Source organism: Candidatus Korarchaeota archaeon NZ13-K, from assembly GCA_003344655.1.
Lineage (GTDB): Archaea > Korarchaeota > Korarchaeia > Korarchaeales > Korarchaeaceae > Korarchaeum.
In genome coordinates this window covers 1-2,464 of the sequence record MAIU01000124.1, presented here as the reverse complement: position 1 = coordinate 2,464, position 2,464 = coordinate 1, and the positions used below count along the sequence as shown (strand labels likewise).

At 61.9% G+C, this 2,464-nt stretch carries 3 protein-coding genes; 2 read left to right on the top strand and 1 reads right to left on the bottom strand.

The annotated features are described in order from the left end of the window. Nucleotides 1–1,007, bottom strand: a 1,007-nt coding sequence (locus BA066_07695; protein RDD52812.1) for a hydroxymethylglutaryl-CoA reductase, degradative, incomplete at its 3' end; no start/stop codon positions are given. 48 nt (nt 1,008–1,055) lie between these two features. Here BA066_07695 and BA066_07690 point away from each other — a divergent pair. Beyond that, nucleotides 1,056–1,883: a DMT family transporter gene (locus BA066_07690; GenBank protein ID RDD52811.1), complete on the top strand. Its 828-nt coding sequence runs from the start codon at nt 1,056–1,058 to the stop codon at nt 1,881–1,883. 59 nt (nt 1,884–1,942) lie between these two features. Then, nucleotides 1,943–2,464: hypothetical protein (locus tag BA066_07685; GenBank protein ID RDD52810.1), on the top strand; the 522-nt coding region annotated here is incomplete at its 3' end.

Sequence of the window (2,464 nt, the reverse complement as noted above, 5' to 3'; positions counted from 1 at the left end):
ATCTTGAGGGCTATCTTAGCTATGGGATGAACCCTCACGACCCCTCCCACGGTGCCGACCGCCATCGGGAGCTCTATGCTTCCCCAGAGGTCACCGTTCTCATCGACCCAGTAGTCGGTGAGGGTGGTGTACCTCCCGCTCCTGGCCGCGTAGCTGTGGGCCCCCGCCTCCAGGGCCCTGGTGTCCTGCCCCGTGGCCAGGGCCACCGCTATTATCCCGTTCATTATCCCCTTGTTGTGGGTGGCGGCCCTGTAGGGATCGTGCTTGGCGAACCTGTAGGCCCACATTATTCCCTCCACGACCTCCTCCCCTCCTATTGCCGCCTTTGAGAACTTCGCCTTGGCCCTGGCCAGCCTCCTATCGGCCAGGTTCGATATTATCCTCAGGTAGACCCTCCCGCCCGTCAGCCTCTCTATCGTCGGGGCCAGGCCCTCGGCCATCGTGTTCACGGTGTTGGCCCCCATGGCGTCCAGCGTGTCCACGAGGAGGTGGACAACGAGCATGGGGCCAGCGTCCGTCTCGACCACCCTCACCTCTATGTCCCTGGCCCCACCACCCAGCCTCGTCAGGAGGGGATCCATCTCGTTGGCGGCCGCAAGTAGCCTGTCCTTCTCCCCCAGTATCCTGTTCCTGGCCTCCTCTATGTCCGGAACCCTCACAACCTGTATCTGCGATATCATTATGGAGTCCGTGGCGCTCGCCTCGAATCCCCCGGACTCCCTGGCCATCCTCGCAGCGTTGCTCGCGGCCGCGACGACGCTGGGTTCCTCTATCACCATCGGAATCAGGTAATCCCTACCGTTTATCAGGAAGTTCGTCGCGACCGCGAAGGGCAGGGCGTAGAGCCCGATCACGTTCTCTATCATGCGATCCGCTATCTCCTCAGCGAGCCTCCCTCTCCTCAGCACATCAGCCTCCTCATCGGTCAGACCGGCGAACTCCTTGACTATCCTGAGTCTCTCCTCCATCGGGAGGTTGTAGAATCCCGGTATCCTGGAGGTGCGCATGGGGGTTCCAATGATTTAAATAATATTAGCATTTGGCCCGGGGATAGCTTGGAAACCGCCTTGGCCGCTGCCGTGTTCTCGGGGTGCGTCTGGGGGGTCACCCCCCTGCTCTACGCTGAGGCCTCCAGGGAGGGAGGATCCGCCAGGGCCAACTTCTGGAAGTCCCTAGGAGCCCTCTCCCTGCTCCTCCTGATATCCCTGGCAACCGGGGACCTCGGGGTGCCGCCCCCCGTGGCCCTGCCTTACATAGCGCTCAACACCGCGCTGGGAACGGGGTTCGCGGACTACACGTTCCTTAGGTCGATAGCGCTCATAGGTCCGGGGAGGGCGGCCCCCATAGGGTTCACCTACCTCATATGGTCGGCCCTCCTCCCCAGCCTCATGATAGGGGAGCCCTTCTCCGCGGGGGTCCTCCTGGGCGCCTCCCTGGCGCTGGCGGGCATCTGGCTGATATCCAGGGGAGGGGGAAGGTGGGCCCTCAGGGGAGTCGTTTTGAGTCTACTTTCATCCATTGGGTGGACTCTAGGCCCGATAGCGGCAAAAATATCAATGAAATACGTTAGCGAGCTCACCCTGACCACCTGGAACTCCCTGATGGTCACCGTCGCATACGGCCTGCTGTCAGCGCCCTCACCCAGGGTCAGGGGGATGGGGAAGGCCGCTATAGGGGGAGCTGTGGGCGTCGGCTTGGCCCTTCCCCTCTACTTCCACGCGGTTAAAGTTCTCGGGGTCGCTGTTGCATCCCTCACGACAGCGCTTGGTCCCGTGGTCTCCCTCTTGCTCTCAAGCCTGGGCGGGGGTGGGCTGGACAGGTCATCCATCCTGGGAGGGGTGCTCGTCGTTACAGGCATAATGCTGGCCGTGGCCCAGCTTTAGCCGAAACGCCGGGGATCAAGTTTATCAAGTAGTCCTCCCACGAGAAACTGTTGTAGGTCATGACCGAGGGATGCGCCGAGAGGATCATATCTCTGCTGCTGAACCTTGAAGCGAGGGAGCTGGAGCCGGAGATATCTTACGAGGATGGTCCCAGCTTCCACAGTGCCCTGGGGATCTCAAAGGAGGAGTGCCCGAACCTCAACGAGCTCCTGGAATCCCTCGCGGAGGAGGGGCTCCTGAGGAGGCACAAGGTCGGAAGCCTACCCGCCTGCCCGAACTGCGGCTCCTTCAGGCTTATGGTTAGGTTCACATGCCCTGTCTGCGGCTCGATCAACGTCAGGAGGGTCGATGCCATCTCCCATCTGGCCTGCGGGTTCGTGGCTCCCGCCGAGGAGTTCGGCTCGGGGGACTCGCTGAGGTGCCCCAAGTGCGGCAGGGCCCTCAGAGCCCTGGGTGTGGACTACAACAGGCTCAGCCGTGTTATACTCTGCGAGGAGTGCGGAAGGATATCGCTCTCCCCCAAGCTCTCATTCGAGTGCGCAGATTGCGGGAAGCAATCCTCTGAGGCTGAGCTCAGCCTC